Raw genomic sequence first — 16,885 nt, forward strand, 5'->3', positions numbered from 1 at the left:
GATCATCGTGCTAAGCGCCCGTCACAGAGCAATGTTAGACTCTATCCCAATATCTTGCGTTGGCTTTATTGGGTTTTATCGACAAACTCGACATGGCATATTTTAGGAGTGGAACCGACATCGACCTTTGACGTTGAAGATGACGATCCGGCGCACGCCTGAGGACGGAGACGTTTCTACTGAAAAATACAAAGTGGATCGAAGGGAGGTCAGAGAGATGAAAGCACGAACAGCGAGTGTTGGTGATCTTGAAAGCGTTTTTCACGACCTTTCAGAGCGAATGGCCACAGAATATATTGCGGCCGGTAAAGACGTGAGGTCTGCCTACGACAATCTTACCATGAACCTGCGTGAAGGACGCGCGCATGCGTTGATCGAAAACGACAAAGTCGTTGCGATCATTGCGTGGCAGGAAGCGGACGAGGCAACGGATACACTGTTTGCGGCAAAAGAAGATTTCTTCAATGCACGATCCGTCCGGTTCTGCCGAAAACACATAAAGCAGATTCAAGCTTTATCGGGTGATCGTCCGATACATTCCAGAAGCTGGCTTGATCGTCCTGACGTTGTGAGATGGTTCAGGATCATCGGCTATCAAGAAGCGGGACATGAAGATGGAGCCCAGCTTTTCGAGCTTTTGCCGCCCAAAGGAAACAGCCTCTCAAGCCAGTAGTTTTGTTTCCAATCGTGTTTTTTATTGCGTCGTGCGGATTCCGCGCGACGCAGCTCAACGCAATGCTTTTGCGATTGCATCAATCGTCACCCGAACGCGGGATGTTAAAGCACGTCCTCCCGGCCATATGATATGAATAGGCAATGTGGGCATTCTGACGTTTGACAGCACGGGGATCAGTGCTCCAGAGCTAAGCTGGTTCTCAACGAGCCAGTGTGGCACCTGTGCCAGCCCCAACCCGCGAGCCGCCGCATCCACAATCATGTCCACCGCAGCAAAGCTATGGTTCGACGGAATATTGCGTCGGACCTCTTCTCCCCGCTCATTTAGAACAATCCATGGCTCGCGTTGACCACCACGAAACTGCGTAATACATCGATGCCGCTCAAGATCGTCCAGCATCGCGGGCATGCCATGAACTGCAATATACGAAGGCGAAGCACAGATAATCACTTCCTGCTGACCGATACGTTTGGAGATAAGGTCCGCACTATCAGGGAGTTGGCCAATCCTGACAGCAAGGTCATAGCCCTCGTCGATCAGATTCACGATGCGATTTTCAAAGGAAACTTCAAATTGGAGCTCATAATATTCATTAGCCAGTTGCAACAAGACCGGCGCCACACATCTGCGTCCATATAAATCCGGCAGATTAATTCGCAGCCGTCCGGCCGGAATTTCCCTTCTCGCGGAAAGTGCAATTTCCGCAGCCCCCAACTCTTCGAGCGCACGGCGGCAGCTCTCGAGGTAGACGCGTCCTTCATCAGTAAGGCGCAAACTGCGCGTGGTGCGATGAAACAACCGCACTCCAAGACGATCTTCAAGCCGCGCAATCGACTTGCTGACCGCAGATTGCGATAGCCCCAACAATGCTGAGGCCGCAGCAAAACTGCCCGACTGTTCTGCCTGCACAAAAGCCCTGATACCGTTGAACCGCTCGGTTGAAATCATCATTCGATCTTTTTTGTCGTGATTGAAGATAATTAATGCCAGAAATGCGATTTCAACTCCATGATAAGTTGCCGACCGCTCGTAAGCACATGTGTAACGAAAGGACCAGGCATGGTTGAGATGTTGAACGATAAAACTGTTGTAGTGATCGGTGGCAGCGCAGGCATCGGCCTGAATGTTGCGCAAGGAGCAATTGCACGAGGTGCCAATGTGGTGATCGGCGCACGCGATCCCGCCAAACTCACACAGGCCGCAGACGCGCTGGGGAGCCGTGGCAGAGCTTTACAGGTGGATACCGCCGATCACGCTTCGCTGGCAGTTTTTTTCCAGACAATAAGCCAGTTTGATCATCTTTTCATTTCAGCTGCGACTTATACGGTCGTTGGATTGGAAAGCGATGACGAACAAGCCATAGAAAGCCCATTCCGCTCAAAATTCTGGGGTCAATACTGGGCAGTAAAGCTCGCTATTCCCTATCTGGCAAAAGATGGCTCTATTACTCTGACGGCAGGTGCCGCAGGCACAAGGCCAATCAAGGGTGGAGCGGTTTATGCTGCGTGCAACAGCGCGATTGAAGGACTCGGGCGCGGACTGGCGATTGATCTCGCACCCATCCGGGTGAATACAATATCTCCGGGCACGATTAACGGCCACCTCTGGCAAAACCGTCCGGCGGAAATTCGCAACGCCGCATTCAAGCATTATAGTCAGATCGCGCTTGCCGGGCGACCGGGAACCGAGGCAGAAGTTGCAGACACTGTGCTCTACCTGATGGGCAATAGCTTTATGACAGGCTCAGCTCTTTACCCGGATGGCGGCTACGCTCTGCGTTAAAAAATGGCTGCGTTATAATAAGGTTTTAACGCAGCCACTTGAAGTTAAAAGGTTTCGCCACGCAAGTGATTGGCAAGAAAACCGAGATTATCTTGTCCCCAATAGGTCTCCGTATCGTAGATATAGGTCGGAAAACCAAAAACGCCCTTATCGACGGCACGTTCGCGATCCGATTTCCACTTGGCCTGAACGTCATGATCATTCTCACGCCCAACCAGATACTGACCGTTGAAACCAGCTTCATCGGCCACGGCACTGCGGACTTCCTGTTTGCCAATATCCTTTGCCTCAGACCAGAATGCTTGCTGGAGGGCACGGGTCAGCTGCAGCCAGTTCTGCCCCTCAAGATAGGCAGCAATCACCGTAAACGAAGCTGGCGTCGGATCGCTTAAAGCTGGGCGCTCATCAATGAACAGCGGCTTGCCACGAAACTTGGCCCAACGCTTGAGATCCTGCGTGCCATAAGCGCGACGGGCTTCTGGACGATTGCGCGAAAAGATGCCGCCATTTTCCTCGATGACGGTAGCAAGATAAGGCTTGATTTCAACCACATGCCGCTCTGCCAGTTCCTCAAGCGTATCAAGCCCGAGATATGACCAGGGCGAGCCGATGGAAAAGAAATAATCGATAGTTTTTGGCACGTTCTGTCCTTCGCTATAAGCTTCACTCAAGAAATTATTTAAACTTCGGCAATCCGGGCGGATTGGTTTCCGATTGCTCCAGTGCTTCCTCTTGGAGATGCCAGCGATCAAGAATGCGCGTATAGTCTCCATTCTTGATCAAACCATTGGTCGCGATGGTCAAAGCATTGGCAAGTCCGCTGCCTTTGCGCGTTGTAATTGCCACATCCGAGCGATCCGGCCAGCCTGCGCTCAGCGTGCCGACACGTTTGATATTCTTGTCGCGCGAGGCGATGAATACGAGCTGCGCGTGAGGCTGCACGATCACATCGGCCCGACCCGATTGTAGAGCCAGAAGGCTGGCAGCCTCATCATCGTAATATTGCAGCTCCAGCGGCTTCAGCCCCGCCTTCTCATTCTCTTCGCTCCACTTGACCAGAATGCGCTCCTGATTGGTCCCGGCACCCACGATGATGCGGAGGCCTGCCGCATCCTTTGGTTCCTTGATGGAGGTAACGCCACTGTCGGCCTTTACGAAGAAGCCATGCAGGCCCTGCCGATAGGTCGAAAAATCGAACTTTTCCTTACGCTCTTCGGTCACTCCAACATTGGATATCACGGCATCATATTTGCCCGATGCGAGACCCAGCGGCCAATCGATCCATGCAACCGGAACGCTTTCGAGTTCGAGCCCAAGGCTTTCGGCAATGGCCGACGCATAGTCTGCATCCGCACCCACAACGGTCTTGGCATCCGTCGCATAAGCTGCAAGCGGCGGACCGCCCGGTGCAACAGCAACAGTCAGTTTGCCTGGTGTGACGAATTTGAAATCAGCAGGAATGGCAGCGATTGCTGCGGCATCTTTCTGCACATGAATGCGGCCGGTCTGTTCGGGTGACAAATCAAAATCATCTTCCGAAAAGGCTGGCAGAGATGAAGCACTTACCAATGCCCATGTAGCTATTAACAGAGCACCTGCTCTCATGAACCACTCTCCATTTATGTAAAGTACGGCGGGCCGGCACAAACGTCCCCTCTTGTACCGGCCCTGCCCCTCACGAACCGCTTTTCGGCAGGCCCTGTGGATTGGTCTTGGCCTCACTGATGGCCTCCGGTCCGAGGTTCCACGTATCGAGGACCTTGGTATAGGCACCGCTAGCAATCAGATCGTTGAGAACATTGGTCAGCGGCGCTGCAAGTCCGCTGCCCTTACGCGTTGTGACCGCAATCTCGGCAGTGATCGGCCAGCCGCCACTGACAGTGCCAACCAGCTTGGTCTTGCCGTTGATGCCTGCAGAATAGGCCTGCGTCGCATTCACGCTGAATACAGCATCTGCACGGCCACTTTGAATGGCGAGATCTTTGACCGCGTCATCGTCGTAGTATTGCACCTCAATCGGTTTCAGACCGGCTGCAACATTCTGGCGATCCCATTCCAGCAGCACCTTTTCCTGATTGGTGCCTGCATCGGTGATGATCTTGAGGCCTTCAATATCCTTGGGCTGCTTCAGCTCTTTGATCGCACTGTCTGCCTTCACATAAAAGCCAAGCTCATCCTTGCGATAGGTGGAGAAATCGAACTTCTCCTTCCGCTCTTCCGTCACTGTGACATTGGAAATCACAGCATCGAATTTGCCTGAAGCAAGCCCAAGAGGCCAATCGGCCCAGGCAACCGAAACCAGTTCCAGATCGCGTCCGAGACTATCGGCAATGATCTGTGCCAGATCGACATCGTAGCCGATGACGGTCTTGGAATCTGATGCATAGTCATGCAACGGCAGATGCCCGCTGGTGCTGATCCCGATGGTCAGAACACCGTCCTTGACGAATTTGAAGTCCTTGACCTCGTCGATACGCTTATCGAGTTTTTCCACCCGCAAACGGTTGGGCTGTTCAGGACTGAGATCAAATTTGCCCTCACTCCATGCAGCATTCGTCATCAGCAAAGCCCCTGAAATCAGGCCTGCAGTGAAGTATCCCGCTTTTCTGATATAAGTCATATTCCCATCTCCTTGAGTGTAAAACTCTGTGTAATGACCTGATTTCTTTACATTTCGCCCCGTTACGAGCGGATCTTACGATCTGCTTTTCGGCAATCCGGCAGGGTTGGTTTTGGCCTCATCAACGGCTTCTGAACTCAGGCTCCAACGCTGAAGCACCTGATGATATTTGCCGTTCTTGATGAGTTCATTGAGCGAGAGCGTCAGCGTATCGGCCAGACCGCTGCCCTTGCGTGTGGTGATTGCCACCTCGGCCGTCTGCGGCCAGCCACCGCTTACCGTTCCCACAAGCTTGGTTTTACCGTGCTGCGATGCAGCATAGGCCTGCACTGCATTGACGCTGAAAACCGCATCTGCACGACCGGAATCAATCGCCAGGCTCTTGACGGCATCATCGTCGTAATACTGAATTTCTACGGGCTTCAGGCCCGCTTCGACGTTCTGCTTGTCCCATTGCACAAGGATGTTTTCCTGATTGGTGCCTGGATCGGTGATGATTTTGAGACCCGCAATGTCCTTCGGCTCTTTCAGCGACGTGATCGCACTGTCGGCCTTCACATAAAAGCCAAGCTCATCCTTGCGATACGTTGAAAAGTCGAACTTCTCCTTGCGCTCTTCGGTTACGGTCACATTTGAAATAACCGCATCGAACTTGCCAGATTGAAGCGAAAGCGGCCAATCCGCCCAGGCGATTGGCACCAGCACAAGCTCACGGCCCAATGCATCGGAAACCAGCTGAATAAGATCGGGATCGAAAGCCACGACAGTCTTTGCATCGGTTGCATAAGTGCTGATCGGAGGCACCCAGGGATTAATGCCGACGACGAACTTGCCGTCCTGCACAAACTTGAAATCCTTGGGAACGGCATTGACGACGGCTTCGCTCTTTTCCGTGCGCAAACGGTTTTGCTGCTCCGGGCTAAAATCAAGCTCTGCAGAAAAGGCTGGCGCGCTGAACAGCGTTGCTGCTGCCAGAAAGCTGCCCAATATTGCGTTCTTGTAGTTGACTGATTTCATTGAATGACTCCTGAGAATAATCTGAATTTTGGACAAACAATCCCTGTCGACTGCCCCGTCAGGGCAATCGTAAGTGTCGGGAGTTGTGGTTTGGATCCTGAGCGCATCCCGAAAAATGAGAACCGATTTTCGGAATGCGCTTAACAAAGCGGGCGTTCTGGCGTCAGAGGACTTTTGCGAGAAACTCCCGGGTTCGGGGATGCGTTGCCGCATTGAAAAGCTGCTCTGGCCTGCCGGTTTCGAGAATACGGCCCTCTTCCATGAACACCACCGTATCCGCCACTTCACGGGCAAAGCCGATCTCATGGGTTACGATGACAAGCGTGGTGCCAGAGCGTGCAAGCTCCTTGATGACATCCAGCACTTCACCAACCAGTTCCGGGTCGAGCGCCGAGGTTGGCTCGTCGAACAGGATGACTTTTGGATTGAGTGCCAGAGTGCGGGCGATGGCGACACGCTGTTGCTGACCGCCGGAAAGCTGGCGCGGATAGGCATTGATTTTTTCGCTGAGACCAACGCGGGCAAGCAGGCGTTTTGCAATCACGGTCGCGGCATCGCGGCTCAGCCCACGGACAATCATCGGTGCTTCGATGATGTTTTCCAGCACGGTCAGATGCGGGAAGAGGTTGAAGTTCTGAAACACCATGCCGACATCGACGCGCTTTTTCAGAATGTCTTTCTCTTTCAATTCGTAGAGGGTGTTGCCGCTCTGGCGATAGCCCAACAGCTCGTCATCAATCGAGATGAAGCCGTCATCCACGCGCTCCAGATGATTGATGGATCGCAGCAATGTCGACTTGCCCGAACCCGATGGACCTAGGATTGCAGTCACACTACCGGGCTTGATGTGCAGGCTGACATTGTCGAGAACGAGATTGTTGCCGAAGCTCTTCGATACCCCATGAATATCCACCGCACCGCGTCGCGTACCTGTGAACCCGCTGACAGCAAGTGTTTCGGTAATCCGCGCATCCTGTTCGCTCGATGCAACATTCTCCGCTTTGCTCGATACGGGGCCTTTTGCTGGAACGAAACGAGCGAACAGGCGTGTCAGAATGGCTGGCGGCGGATTGCGCAATGCACCGCGCGAGAAATGGCGTTCGATGTAATATTGCGCGATCGACAGCACCGTCATGATGATCAGATACCAGACGGTTGCGACCATCAGCAGGGGAATAACTTCGAGGTTGCGGCGGTAGATGACCTGCACCGTGTAGAAGAGTTCCGGCAGCGCAAGCACGTAGACCATCGATGTGCCTTTAGCGAGACCAATGATCTCGTTGAAGCCCGTTGGAAGGATCGTACGCATGGCCTGCGGAAGCACGATGCGGAAGGCTTGTCTGCGTCGTGGCAAGCCGAGAGCGGCAGCAGCTTCGAGCTGACCCTGATCGACGGACAGAATACCGCCGCGGATGATTTCGGACGAGAACGCAGCCTGATTGAGACTCAAGCCCAGAAGGGCGGCAGCGAACGGACTGAGGATCTGAACGGTTGGATATTCGGCAAAAGTGATATCCGTGTAAGGAACACCAAGCCTAACAGTTTCATATAGATAGCCGAGATTGTTCAGAACAAGAAGCAGGACGATCAGTGGAATGGATCGCAGCAGCCAGATATAGGCCCAGGAAAGACCGGATAGTAGCGGCGAGCGTGAAACGCGCGCCAGTGCAAGGGCTGTGCCCAACGCAAAACCGAGAACTGTTGCGAGCGCCGTCAGCCACAAAGTCCGCATCAATCCTACAAGGACGGGCTCAGACAGAAACCATTCAGCAAAGACCGGCCAACCCCATTTCGGATTTGTCAAAACAGACTGGATAACCGCGATAATCAGTCCTGCGGCAAAGATTGTTCCAATCACGCGCGCCGGATAACGCGCCGGAACGATCTTGTAGTGCTTGAAGTCGCCCGGACTTACGCGGGAAGTATCTTCCCTATCTGTCCCTACAAAATCTGTAGCAATTGCCATGATCAACGTCGCTCCGAAATATCATTTAACTTATGATCCAATACAGACGCGTCTGCCATGGAAGTCACTGAACTCGATATTCGGAGAAGAGAGGATAAGTTTCAAAACAAATAAGTCTATTTAAACACTGTTGAATGGATGTTTTTTCCATTATTCGCGATCATCTGTCACGCATTGACTTAACCTGAAGCTGCCTTTTTCAATTCATTATCGACAGTGTGAAAATCGACTTCATGAATATTATGAAGGCTCTTCTCAAAAGGAAGTGTCCCATAAATTTCCGGATCAGCGGACACATCAAAGAGCGCCGTATATCCGTTTCTTAAGTAAAGCTCTTTGGCTTCCGGCTGCCGGAAACCGGTGGTCAGATAAACGCGCTTGTAACCCTGACGATGCGCCTGCGCTTCCAGCTCTTCAAGCACCCTTTTGGCCAACCCCTGTCGGCGCAAATTGCTATGCGTCCAGATGCGCTTGAATTCGGCTGTAACATCGTCATAGCGCATGAATGCACCGCCACCGATTGTCAGGCCATCACGGAGCAGCAGCAGGAAATTGCCGTGCGGAGGCGCGAAGGCTTCCGGCGGATATTTGTTCATTTCCGCAGCCGCACCTTCGTCACTGAAATAATTACCGTAGCGCGTGTCATACTCGATTGTCAGCGCCTCGATCAGCGGCACTGCACGAATGTCAGTCGTTGAAGTGTAGAGAAATTCATCCGCCATGATATGGACTTCCGTATCAGTTGAGAGAAGCTTCGGTCAGACGCACCCAGAACAGGGCTGCTGGCAGTAAGATATTATCGTTGAAATTATAGTCAGGACTATGCAAACCGGCGCTGTCGCCATTACCGATGAAGAAATACGTCCCCGGTTTCTGTTCGAGCATGAAGGCAAAATCCTCACTGGCCGTGCGCGGTCGGAAATCTTCGATGACAGTGCCGCTGGAGAAAGTGCCGAGCGCGACCTGTCGTGCAAAATCCGTCTCGGCTTTTGCGTTGATCAGCGCAGGAAAGCCCCACTGATAATTGACATCAGCAACAGCACCAAAACTTTCGGCCTGAGAACGCGCGACAGCTTCAATCCGCCGCCGCAACTCTTCACGTACAGTTTGCGAGAACGAGCGAATGGTAATGCCAAGATCGACATGCGCTGGAATGACATTCAACGCATCGCCGCCATGAATGGAGGCCACCGTCACCACACCCATATCAAGCGGATCGAGATTGCGCGCGACCACCGTTTGCAGGGCCAGAACAATGGATGAAGCAACCACAACCGGATCGACCGACTTGTGCGGCTCCGCACCGTGACCACCACGCCCGTTTACGCGAATTCTTGCACGGTCTACCGATGCCATCGCGGGGCCGGTCACAAAACCAAATTTTCCTGCGGGCACACCCGGCCAGTTATGCAGCCCATAAACGGCATCGCACGGAAAGCGCTCAAAGAGGCCGTCTTCGATCATGCGTCGGGCACCTGCCCCGATCTCCTCAGCAGGCTGGAAAATGAGATGCACAGTGCCGGAAAAACGACCGGACTGGGCGAGATAGCGAGCCGCTGCCAGCAGAATGGTCGTATGTCCGTCATGGCCACATGCGTGCATCACACCGGAATTACTGCTTGCATAATCGAGCCCGGTATCCTCGATGATCGGCAGGGCGTCCATGTCCGCCCTGATGCCGATGGTCTTGCTGGAGTTGCCACGCTTCAATGTGCCAACGACGCCAGAACCGCCAACGCCGGTTGTAACGTCGTAGCCCCACTGACTGAGATGGTCCGCCACCAGAGCAGAGGTCCGTGTCTCCTTGAACGCCAGCTCCGGATGGGTATGAATGTCGCGACGCAAAGCGATAAACTCGTCGATAAACGAGGCAAGACCTGCCTCGATTTCCAGTTTCCGGTTTGCATCTGGCGACCGTTGAATATTCATGCCGCACCCTTTCGGTGACTTCCGGCATCATTGTTTTCAACGGGCTTCGCATAACGGCTCTGCGGATGCTCCAACCCAAGATTTCTGCGCAGCGTATCGTGTTTCAGGCTGCCTTCATGATATCCGCGTTCTTCCAGAATTGGCAGAACATGGGCAATGAAATCATCCAGCCCTTCGGCAATCACCGGGAAACCAAGGATGAAACCGTCAGCAGCCTTCTGCTCTTTCCAGAGAATGATTTCGTCAGCAATCTTCTCTGCCGTGCCGATGAAGGACGTGCGTGGTGTGGCTACATTCAAGGCCACTTCACGCAAGGTCAGCTTATTCTCAGACGCGTCACGCTTGATCCGATCCGTTGTCGAACGGAAGCTGTTCTTGCCGACATCGCCAAGATCAGGGAACGGCGCATCGAGATCATAGGCGGTAAAATCATGATGATCAAAGAAACGACCGAGATAAGAGAGCGCCTCATTCACGCTCACCAGATTACGGATCGCCTGATATTTCTCTTCGGCCTCTGCATCGGTTCGCCCGACTATGGGACCAATGCCGGGATAAATGCCGACATCATCCTGCGAACGCCCATGCGCAACAGCGCTAGCTTTGATCTGCGCATAAAATGTCTGGCTGTCCTTGATGGTGCCCGCATTGGTGAACACGGCGTCCGCGTGTTTACCCGCAAGTCCGACACCCGCCTCGGAAGCACCGGCCTGAAAGATGACAGGCTGGCCCTGAGGGGAGCGCTGGATATTAAGCGGCCCTTCAACCGAGAAAAAGCGCCCCTTATGGTCGAGCCGATGGAACCCTTCAGGCTTGTAAAACTGCCCGCTCTCACGATCACGAACGAAGGCGTCTTCATCCCATGAATCCCAAAGGCCTTTGGTCACGTCGAGGTATTCATCGGCGATTTCATAACGCAGAGCGTGCTCGGGATGCGGTTTGCCATAGTTGCGGCCTGACCCTTCGAGCGGCGATGTCACCACGTTCCAGCCCGCACGCCCGCCTGAGATGAGATCAAGCGATGCGAACTGTCGTGCAACCGTAAATGGATCGCTATAGGACGTCGAAACCGTGCCTGCCAGACCAATGCGCTTCGTGTTCGCTGCGAGCGCCGAAAGCACGGTCAAAGGCTCAAAGCGATTGAGAAAATGCGGAATGGAAATCTCGTTGATATAGAGCCCGTCTGCGATGAAGGCGAAGCTGATGCCAGCCTCTTCGGACTTGCGTGCCGCATCAATGAAAAACTGGAGGTTCACACTGGCATCTGCCGGCCCGGATGGATGTTTCCAGGCATTCATATGTCCGCCTGCACCCTGCAACATCACACCGAATCTAATCTGCTTGGAACTCATTTGAGGTACTCCCTATAGCCAGTGGCTTTGATCAGGCGGCAATAGCCAGACGTTCGCCTGCGAGGCTTTCGATGGCAGCTAATCTTTGCTCATGTGAAACGGCGGGGAACTCGAGCACAAACTCGGTCACCCCATATTGCGCATGCAGCTCATCGAGCTTCTGCTTCACCTGTTTTGCTGAGCCTGCGAGCACATTTGGATGCTTTTCTTCAATGCGATAATCAGTCTCTCCAGCCTGACGCGCAAACTCGGCGGCGGCTTCCGGAGTGCCTACTGAAACCGATGTTCCAGAGGAGAGATGAACCTTGAAGATCTTGATTTTCGAGACTGCGGCATCAACCGCGTCTTGGCTCTCGGCAACCACTGCACCAAGCGCCAGCACCGGCACTTTTCCAGTCACATTGCGATAGGCGTCGAAGGTCTTTTGCAAATTGGCAGTATCGCCGTTCAAATGACCGGCATAGACAAAATCCCAGCCGGAATGTGCGGCAAGCAACGCGCTTTCAGGGCTTGCACCTAGCACAAATTTTTCCGCAGACGCCTGTGGTTTGGGGGTTGCGGCCAGTCCTTCAAACGGACCGGAAGCGATCTTGTCACCACCAAGAAATGCGCTGAGCTGTTCAAGCTTGCTGTTAAAATCGAGCCGCTTTTCGCTGCCTGTTTCCTGCTGCAAGGCCTTGGTTGACAATGGAAGTCCGCCCGGAGCCTTGCCGACACCGAGATCAACGCGGCCGCGCCCAAGGGCGGCTAGAAGGTTGAAGTTTTCGGCAACTTTGTAGGGGCTGTAATGCTGAAGCATCACGCCGCCAGAACCAATTCTGATCCGCTTTGTCGATGCCAGAAGATAGGAAACAAGCACCTCGGGCGAAGGTCCGGCCAGCTCATCCGCGTGATGATGCTCCGCAACCCAAAAGCGTTTGTAGCCCGCTTGCTCCGCAGCCTGAGCATAAGACACAGTATTCGCAAGGGCGGTTTCCGCATTACCAGCCTGTGCTACCGGGCTCTTGTCGAGAAGGCTTAACTGATAGGGCATTGGCGCATCCATTTTCGCTGAGCATCAGATTTTTGAGGCGGAGCCTTCTGTGCAGCGCGCACGAGCACAGACCAGCCGAGCATAGTTTCTCGACTTCGCGACAAAATCTCAAAGATCAGGCGACTGAAATATGCAGTGTTGAGGCAAATTTATTCTTTGTGGATGGAATATGTTGAAATGGACAGCTTGGTGACTGTCGCTCCACCGGTCTTGATAAAAATGATAGATAGACTCTCGCAGCGGCTAAAATGCACTGCCGCTGCGATCCATTCTCGTGTCGAACTCAGAGATAACGGCGTGGGTTGGCTGCCAGATAGAAAGTATTGATCAGCGTGTTGATGTCGAACACCGGTAAACCGGATTCAGCAGCCACATAGGACGAAAACGGGCACATATTTGTGCATTCAAACAAGATCGCGCCCGGATTTTCACAGCTCACCATGAACTCCCGCGTCATTTCCAGCATCTCTTCCTTCAGCACTTCTGTGTCGAGATAATCGCGGCCTTCGATATAGGTTTGCGGAAATTCAGCATTCTGCTTCATGCCCTGCACCTGCACAGGAATAACCTCAGATGACCAGCCAACACCTTTGAAATGTGCGTCATTCATATGATGCGCGCGCTCGGTAAAGACGCCGATGACTTTGCCAGGAGCCAGCATTGCATGAATAATCGGTGCCTGCATCAAGGACGAAGTGAAGACCGGAATGTTGACCGCTGCTGCGATATCTTTCTGAAACGGCCCAAGAAAGCCGCAACTCGTGGTAATGGCGCGAACGCCTTCCGCTTCCAGCTCGCGCGCGGCTTCGATAAAAGGCTCAATCAGCTTGGGATCAGGATTATTGCCCATAATGCGTGTGGCATGAGCACCTTTCACCGTCTTGTAGCGAACGGGAAAATCATAGGACAGGGCATTGCCAATATCGCCAGCCGGACGAGGGAAAATCGTATCCAGCATAAGAACGCCGATCTGCTGGCCATAATTGGTGTAGCCACCTTTGAGCATCATTGTTTTATTCCTTTGGATTAAGAAAACTAGTGACCGAAGCGAGAAGGCGAGAAGACGCGAGCGCTTTCGGAAGGTAGGTTGTTGATTTCATCGAACACCATATCGGCGGTCTTGGGGGCTGCAGCGATCCCGATATGACCATGACCGAAAGCTGCTATAATTCCGGGATGGCGTGTGAGTTTTCCAATCACCGGAATCCCATCGGCAGGCGATGGCCGGTGCCCCATCCAAAGTTTCATATGCTGCAAATCATGCTTTGCCAGATTGGGATAACTCGCCAGCGCGTGTTTCAGCAGCACTTCTGAACGTCTCCAGTCGGGAGCTTTCTCTACAGTTGCCAGTTCAACCTGACCGGAAAGCCGCAATCCCATATTGGTCGGCGTATTGCCCATTCTCCCGGTGCTCGGCATGATCGGGATATCGAAGGGGACCTCTGTCATCGGCAGGGTTACGTGATAGCCGCGCTCGCTCTGCATAGGCACATGCATGCCGAGATCGTGCATAATACGCCCCGAATGGATGCCTGCTGCCAGCACAATATGATCGGCGGCAATACTCTCATCATTATCGAGCACAACACGCGGCGAAACACTGGTGAGAATTCTCACGATATTCCTTCGGATGAAGCGAACACCTGCCTTTTCAGCCTGCGCTGCGATACCTGCGACATAACCTCCAGTATCGAGACAATGTGCGCCTTCTGTCACATGTATGGCAAAGCGATAGTTGCTCCCAAGCGCCGGGATACGTTCACGCAGTTCCGCTTCCTGCCACTCGTCGAACAGGATGCCGTTATCGCGACGCAGCTTCCAGCTAAGTGCTTCGACCTCAAATGCAGCCCTGTCAGGATAGGCGTAAAGCAAACCCTTCTGCACAATGAGGTGTTCCTGCCCGGTCTTGCTGGCCAGCTCAAGATGCCGTTTTGGTCCGTCATTGAGCAACCAGTTGAGCTTGGCCGCAGTTTTCGTCACGCGTGATTTGGTTGCGCCTGCAAGCAAAAACCGCATCAACCACGGCGTCAGTCTTGGAACCGATTTCCAATCAAGGGTCAGCGGCCCATTGCGATCAAGCAGAAAGCCCGGCACCTGCCGCCATAGTCCCGGCATACTCATTGGAATGATCGAAGCTGGGCTGATCCAGCCACCATTCCCGTAGCTTGCACTTTGCTCACCACCCGGCTGTGAGCCATCACACAGCGTAACCTTCAGGCCTGCCTCAGCAAGCCGCAAGGCGGTTGTGGAGCCGATAATGCCAGCCCCAACGACAATAACATTGCCTGTCATGACATTTATCCGTTCTGCACGTGCATTTATGCGAGGCCGCCATGGAAATGGCTTAAGAACTCACGGGTTGCAGCTTCGCGCGGTTCATTGATCACCTGACGAGCATCGCCGGTTTCAACGACGTAACCGTCCTGCATAAAGATGACTTTGTCAGCGACATCGCGCGCGAAAGCCATTTCATGGGTGACAAGGATCATCGTCATGCCCTGCTCGGCCAGTTGCCGGATGACCGCCAGAACTTCACCGACCAGCGCCGGATCGAGTGCCGATGTCGCTTCATCAAACAGCATCACGTCGGGACGCATTGCGAGTGCTCTCGCAATCGCCACACGCTGTTTCTGACCGCCGGAAAGCTGCTCAGGTCTGGCGTCGGCACGAGCTGCAAGCCCAACCTTCTCCAGCAGTTCCATAGCCAGTTGACGCGCTGCCCTTTTGTCCTGCTTGAGAACAGTGACCGGCCCGATCATCACGTTATCGAGGACACTCATATGCGGAAACAGGTTGAAGTTCTGGAACACCATCCCGGTATTGGCGCGGAATGCCGCGAGATATTTGTCTTTAAGCGACACGTTCCCGGACGAGAAATCTATCTTCTGCTCACCAATTGCGATGTAACCCCCATCGGGCAGCGAAAGCAGATTGAGACTGCGCAACAGCGTTGATTTGCCGGAGCCGCTTGGTCCGATAAGCGCTACTACCTGTCCTCGCTCGACAGTGAGGCTGATATTGCGCAGCACCTCGATGTCGCCGAAAGACTTTTTCAGCCCACGCACTTCAATCATCGGTTCAGCACTCATGGCTTATCTCCACAATGACGGTTCGCTCAATACGGTTCATCATTTCAGCCTGCCTTCCAGCCCATGGGCGAGCCGCGTCAGAGGGAAGAGAACGGCGAGATAAAGCACTGCAATCAGGGTGTAGGTTTCAAGCGGCCGGTAGGTAGCCGAGGTGACAAGCTGGCCCTGATAAAGAAGATCAGGCACAGCTAGAACCGATAAAAGCGATGTGTTTTTCAGCTGAAGCACAGACTGGTTGACCAGCGGCGGCACCATGCGGCGCAGTGCCTGTGGCAGAATGATCTTGCCCATCAGCTGACCGCGGCGCATACCGATTGCACGTCCTGCATCCCACTGCCCCGCATCAATGGAAACGATGCCGCCACGGATGATTTCTGCATAAAAGGCCGCGCCATAGAAGGTAAGCGTAATGAAAGCCGCCATGGCCGGCGAAATTTCAAATCCGATCAGCATCGGGAGTGCGTAGTAGCACCAGACCAGCTGCACCAGCACTGGTGTGCAACGAAATATCTCAACGACCGTCATGATGGGGACGGTGATAATCTTGTTGCCTGAAAGCCTACCCAGAGCAAAAACCGTTCCAACGAATATGCCCGAGAGTACGGTTATAATCGTGAAACCGACGGTGTAGGCCAGGCCCTGAAGGAATAAACCCCGATACTGCCAGAGGCCGGAAAAGTCCCATTGATAGTCCATTAATTCACTCTTTCTGACATCCCGGTAAAGGCGCGGGAAGACGTTGAGCTGAACAGCCAATGTCCAAGCGACAGAACATCGAACACAGGCAAGCCGCATGTTTTTGCAACGGCTTGAGCGAATGGCGGCATGTTCGTGCATTCAAGAACAACAGCACCAAGGTCAGGTTCGCGCGACTTCAACTCTCGCGCCGCATGTGTGATTTCAGCTTCAAGCGCAGCGCAATCATAAGTTCCACTGCCTTCAATCAGTTCACGAAATGCGCCGCCGTCTGGCATGCCAATCCGTGGCGTCCTGATGTCGGCACCACAAGCAGCAAAGATCGCATCATCGAGGCTCGCTTCATCATAGGTGATCACACCCACTTTGCGTTGCGGTCCGATCAGTGTGCTTACCATCGACAACTGAAGCAGGCTGGAAGTGGCAATCGGCACCGAAAGCTTTGCACTCAGCGCGCTTTGGTGGCGTGCCATGAAACCGCAAGACGTCACCAGCGCGCTACAGCCTTCAGCAATCAAGGCTTCACCCGCAATGACGAAGTCTTCGATCAGTCCGGAGCCACCCTGACGAATGATCTTATCAGGCGATGCTCCTGTTACCTTTTTGAAACGCACTGGCATCTCCCAGGATGCCGGATTGCCGACATCTCCAGGCGGACGCGGAAAGCCGGTGTCAAGCATGATGACACCGAGTGATTTTTGCTCGAGCTGCATGATGGTGGACGC

The 16,885-nt window shown here is 53.6% G+C and carries 17 protein-coding genes; 2 read left to right on the top strand and 15 right to left on the bottom strand.

The window, feature by feature from the left end:
• Nucleotides 1–217 precede the first annotated feature (217 nt).
• On the top strand, nucleotides 218–673 hold the full coding sequence (locus C9380_RS15185; RefSeq protein ID WP_024899977.1) for a hypothetical protein: 456 nt from the start codon (nucleotides 218–220) through the stop codon (nucleotides 671–673).
• 54 nt (nucleotides 674–727) lie between these two features.
• Here C9380_RS15185 and C9380_RS15190 read toward each other — a convergent pair whose 3' ends face one another.
• On the bottom strand, nucleotides 728–1,627 hold the full coding sequence (locus C9380_RS15190; protein WP_128093920.1) for a LysR family transcriptional regulator: 900 nt from the start codon (nucleotides 1,625–1,627) through the stop codon (nucleotides 728–730).
• A 108-nt stretch (nucleotides 1,628–1,735) separates the two neighbouring features.
• Here C9380_RS15190 and C9380_RS15195 point away from each other — a divergent pair, with 108 nt between their 5' ends.
• Nucleotides 1,736–2,458 (top strand): SDR family oxidoreductase, encoded by a 723-nt coding sequence (locus C9380_RS15195; RefSeq protein WP_128093921.1) that lies wholly within the window; start codon nucleotides 1,736–1,738, stop codon nucleotides 2,456–2,458.
• Between the two features lie 44 nt (nucleotides 2,459–2,502).
• Here the strand turns inward: C9380_RS15195 and C9380_RS15200 are convergent, their stop codons facing one another.
• The 14 genes from C9380_RS15200 to C9380_RS15265 all read right to left on the bottom strand — a co-directional run bounded on the left by C9380_RS15200 (nucleotide 2,503) and on the right by C9380_RS15265 (nucleotide 16,873).
• Complete coding sequence (locus C9380_RS15200) at nucleotides 2,503–3,099, bottom strand: 2-hydroxychromene-2-carboxylate isomerase (protein WP_128093922.1); 597 nt, start codon at nucleotides 3,097–3,099, stop codon at nucleotides 2,503–2,505.
• A gap of 34 nt (nucleotides 3,100–3,133) precedes the next feature.
• The gene (locus C9380_RS15205; protein ID WP_128093923.1) at nucleotides 3,134–4,063 is read right to left on the bottom strand and encodes an ABC transporter substrate-binding protein; all 930 of its coding nucleotides are present in this window, start codon (nucleotides 4,061–4,063) and stop codon (nucleotides 3,134–3,136) included.
• A 70-nt stretch (nucleotides 4,064–4,133) separates the two neighbouring features.
• Nucleotides 4,134–5,018: an ABC transporter substrate-binding protein gene (locus C9380_RS15210; RefSeq protein ID WP_374844455.1), complete on the bottom strand. Its 885-nt coding sequence runs from the start codon at nucleotides 5,016–5,018 to the stop codon at nucleotides 4,134–4,136.
• Nucleotides 5,019–5,153: 135 nt separating this feature from the next.
• Entirely contained in the window at nucleotides 5,154–6,095 is a 942-nt protein-coding gene (locus C9380_RS15215; protein WP_128093924.1) for an ABC transporter substrate-binding protein, read from the bottom strand.
• A 163-nt stretch (nucleotides 6,096–6,258) separates the two neighbouring features.
• Nucleotides 6,259–8,061 carry an amino acid ABC transporter permease/ATP-binding protein gene (locus C9380_RS28345; protein WP_128093925.1) on the bottom strand — a complete coding sequence of 601 codons (1,803 nt, stop codon included), beginning with the start codon at nucleotides 8,059–8,061 and terminating at the stop codon, nucleotides 6,259–6,261.
• Between the two features lie 179 nt (nucleotides 8,062–8,240).
• A complete protein-coding gene (locus C9380_RS15225) occupies nucleotides 8,241–8,783 on the bottom strand; it encodes a GNAT family N-acetyltransferase (RefSeq protein ID WP_111787373.1) in 543 nt (180 codons plus the stop codon).
• Between the two features lie 16 nt (nucleotides 8,784–8,799).
• A complete protein-coding gene (locus C9380_RS15230; RefSeq protein ID WP_111787374.1) occupies nucleotides 8,800–9,990 on the bottom strand; it encodes a M20 aminoacylase family protein in 1,191 nt (396 codons plus the stop codon).
• Nucleotides 9,987–11,342, bottom strand: a complete 1,356-nt coding sequence (locus C9380_RS15235; RefSeq protein WP_100557081.1) for an LLM class flavin-dependent oxidoreductase — start codon at nucleotides 11,340–11,342, stop codon at nucleotides 9,987–9,989. The genes C9380_RS15230 and C9380_RS15235 overlap by 4 nt, the downstream gene beginning before the upstream one ends.
• A gap of 31 nt (nucleotides 11,343–11,373) precedes the next feature.
• Nucleotides 11,374–12,375, bottom strand: a complete 1,002-nt coding sequence (locus C9380_RS15240; RefSeq protein WP_128093926.1) for an MsnO8 family LLM class oxidoreductase — start codon at nucleotides 12,373–12,375, stop codon at nucleotides 11,374–11,376.
• Between the two features lie 283 nt (nucleotides 12,376–12,658).
• Nucleotides 12,659–13,384: an aspartate/glutamate racemase family protein gene (locus C9380_RS15245; protein ID WP_100557082.1), complete on the bottom strand. Its 726-nt coding sequence runs from the start codon at nucleotides 13,382–13,384 to the stop codon at nucleotides 12,659–12,661.
• 26 nt (nucleotides 13,385–13,410) lie between these two features.
• On the bottom strand, nucleotides 13,411–14,667 hold the full coding sequence (locus tag C9380_RS15250; protein ID WP_128093927.1) for an NAD(P)/FAD-dependent oxidoreductase: 1,257 nt from the start codon (nucleotides 14,665–14,667) through the stop codon (nucleotides 13,411–13,413).
• A gap of 26 nt (nucleotides 14,668–14,693) precedes the next feature.
• On the bottom strand, nucleotides 14,694–15,464 hold the full coding sequence (locus C9380_RS15255; RefSeq protein ID WP_094538886.1) for an amino acid ABC transporter ATP-binding protein: 771 nt from the start codon (nucleotides 15,462–15,464) through the stop codon (nucleotides 14,694–14,696).
• Between the two features lie 39 nt (nucleotides 15,465–15,503).
• Nucleotides 15,504–16,160 (bottom strand): amino acid ABC transporter permease, encoded by a 657-nt coding sequence (locus tag C9380_RS15260; protein ID WP_012093406.1) that lies wholly within the window; start codon nucleotides 16,158–16,160, stop codon nucleotides 15,504–15,506.
• Nucleotides 16,160–16,873 carry an aspartate/glutamate racemase family protein gene (locus C9380_RS15265; RefSeq protein ID WP_105534625.1) on the bottom strand — a complete coding sequence of 238 codons (714 nt, stop codon included), beginning with the start codon at nucleotides 16,871–16,873 and terminating at the stop codon, nucleotides 16,160–16,162. The genes C9380_RS15260 and C9380_RS15265 overlap by 1 nt, the downstream gene beginning before the upstream one ends.
• Nucleotides 16,874–16,885: the final 12 nt, after the last annotated feature.

The sequence above is a fragment of the Brucella pituitosa genome, from assembly GCF_003049685.1.
In the GTDB taxonomy this organism is placed as follows: domain Bacteria; phylum Pseudomonadota; class Alphaproteobacteria; order Rhizobiales; family Rhizobiaceae; genus Brucella; species Brucella pituitosa.